This window comes from Nguyenibacter vanlangensis (assembly GCF_013376155.1).
GTDB classification, from domain to species: Bacteria; Pseudomonadota; Alphaproteobacteria; order Acetobacterales; family Acetobacteraceae; genus Gluconacetobacter; species Gluconacetobacter vanlangensis.
Genome location: NZ_JABXXP010000414.1, coordinates 1 through 2602, shown reverse-complemented (window position 1 = coordinate 2602; position 2602 = coordinate 1). Strand labels below are relative to the sequence as shown.

2 protein-coding genes are annotated in these 2602 nt (G+C 68.0%); both read left to right on the top strand.

Annotated elements, in window-relative coordinates; all coding sequences use genetic code 11:
• Positions 1–559: 559 nt before the first annotated feature.
• A complete protein-coding gene (locus tag HUK84_RS14670) occupies positions 560–1606 on the top strand; it encodes a rod shape-determining protein (RefSeq protein ID WP_176640948.1) in 1047 nt (348 codons plus the stop codon).
• Positions 1607–1759: 153 nt separating this feature from the next.
• Positions 1760–2602: rod shape-determining protein MreC (gene mreC / locus HUK84_RS14665; RefSeq protein ID WP_176640949.1), on the top strand; the 843-nt coding region annotated here is incomplete at its 3' end.

Genomic DNA, 2602 nt, shown 5'->3' with positions numbered 1-2602 from the left:
CGCCCAGCGCGCGCTGGCCCGGGTCATAGGGATTGCTGCAGCCGGCGAGCGCCAGCAGGCCGGCGCCGAGGATCGCGGAGCGAGCCAGAAGGGGGGCATGCACGCGGATCGTCATGGTCAATATCCTCATCGAAATCGCCAGGCGCCTCGCACATGAGGCGGCTGGATTGTCATGTGACGGGGAACTGTCGGTCCCGCTCATGAATTCCGCGCGGCGTTTCGGTGGCGAAAACAGGGCAGCGCGAAAGGCGGAACGCGGAAGGCGGGACCGGGTCCTCTCGACGCAGGGAATATGGGGAGGCGTACAGGGTCCGGCAGCCGGGCGACGGCAAATTTTTTCAACCGATCGAAGGGCGATCCGAAGGGCGGCCGGAATGACGGCCCGGATGGCGGCCCGGATGACATATGAAAAGCACGAATTAATGTCCGTGGGCCTTGCCCAGGGGGCGCGGCCCCGGTAAGCCCTCGCCCTGATCCGACAGTACCGGTTAACGTGCGCGCGGCCCGCCGCCGTGGCGCATCCGCCGGCCGGGGTCGTGCTTGTTCGCGGGAGTTCTGCATGTTTGCTCGTCTGCTGGGTCTTTTGTCGGCCGACATGGCCATTGACCTCGGCACGGCCAATACGCTCGTCTATGTCAAGGGACGCGGCGTCGTTCTGAACGAACCGTCGGTGGTGGCGATCGCCGACGTGCGCGGCAAGAAGCAGGTCCTGGCGGTGGGCGAGGAAGCCAAGCAGATGGTCGGGCGGACGCCCGGCAACATCACCGCGATCCGGCCGCTGCGCGACGGCGTCATCGCCGATTTCGAAGTCGCCGAAGAAATGATCAAGCATTTCATCCGCAAGGTGCATAACCGCCGGATGTTCGCCAGCCCGCTGATCATCGTCTGCGTGCCGTCGGGCTCGACCGCGGTCGAGCGCCGCGCCATCCAGGAAAGCGCGGAAAGCGCCGGAGCGCGCAAGGTGTTCCTGATCGAGGAGCCGATGGCGGCGGCGATCGGCGCCGGCCTGCCGGTCACCGAGCCATCGGGCAGCATGATCGTCGATATCGGCGGCGGCACCACCGAGGTCGCGGTGATCTCGCTGGGCGGCATCGTCTATGCCCGGTCGGCCCGTGTCGGCGGCGACAAGATGGATGAGGCGATCATTTCCTATATCCGCCGTACCCATAACCTGCTGATCGGCGAAAGCTCGGCCGAGCGGATCAAGATCGAGCTGGGGTCGGCGCTGCCGCCGGACGATTACCAGGATGACGGCGGCTGGCGTGAGGTCAAGGGCCGGGATTTGATCAACGGCGTGCCGCGGGAGGTCGTGGTCTCGCAGGCGCAGATCGCCGAGAGCCTGGCCGAGCCGGTCAGCCAGATCGTCGATGCCGTCACCACCGCGCTGGAAAACACGCCGCCGGAACTGGCCGCCGACATCGTGGACAAGGGGATCGTGCTGACGGGCGGGGGGGCGCTGCTCTATCGGCTGGACGACGTGCTGCGCCGTTCGACGGGCCTGCCGGTCACGGTGGGCGAGGACGCGCTGTCCTGTGTGGCGCTGGGGACCGGGCGCGCGCTGGAAGAAATGAAACGGCTGAAGAACGTACTGACCAGCATGTACTGATACTGACCGCGGAAGAGGCGAGCCGGGCGCGCGCCGCGCGTCCGGGACAGGCACGGGCAAGGGGGCGGGGGTGATGAAGATCCCGCGGAACGACGGCGAGCGGATCGGCGACGCGACCGGGCGGCATCTGTCGTGCGGGGGTGCCGCGCGATGATTCCGCTGTCCATCCCGCTGCGCCAGGCCCTGGACAAGCTGGTGCTGCCGTTCCTGATCGTCGCGGCGCTGGGCGTCATGCTGCTGGGACAGGCGGATCGCCCGCTGGCCGAGCGGATGCGCATGGAGGTCGCCGATCTGCTGGCGCCGGCCTATGGGATGATCGCCTGGCCGCAGGCGCGGATCCGCTTCCTGGTCGGCCGGGTGCGCGACATGGGGCGGGTCGAGGCCGAAAACCAGCGCCTGCGTGCCGAGAACGCCAATCTGCGCCATTGGTACGACGTCGCGGCCGCCCTGGCCGACGAGAACGCGACCCTGAAGGCCAACCTGCACTGGATGCCGGATCCGGAATCGTCCTTCGTCACCGGCCGCGTGGTGCGCGACGCCAGCGGGCTGTATGCCCGCAGCGTGCTGGTGGCCGCCAGCGTCGATGCGGGAATCCGCAAGGGCGAGATCGCGCTGGACGCGTCGGGCCTGGTCGGGCGGGTGACCGAAACCGGAATCCGCTCGGCGCGGGTGCTGCTGGTGACGGATGAGTCCAGCCGCATTCCGGTCACTCTGGAAGTCAGCCACGGGGCGGCTATAATGGCGGGGGACAATTCAGCTACTCCGCGCCTGATCTATTACCCGCAGGATAATCCGCCGATCGAGGGAGAACGTGTCGTCACCAATGGCGAGATCGATTCACTGCCCCCTGGCCTGCCCGTCGGCCGGGTCCATTATCCGCGTCCCGGGCAGCCGGTCGTCGTTCCGGCGGCGATGCTGGGGCATCTCGACATCGTCCGGATCTTCGATTACGGCCGCGGGGCGGTGGTCGCGCCGGACGCGCCGGGGCGCGTGCCC

Bases quoted from the DNA above. Each gene is read 5' to 3' on its own strand.
- HUK84_RS14670 (WP_176640948.1), top strand. From the start codon at position 560: ATGTTTGCTCGTCTGCTGGGTCTTTTGTCGGCCGACATGGCCATTGAC.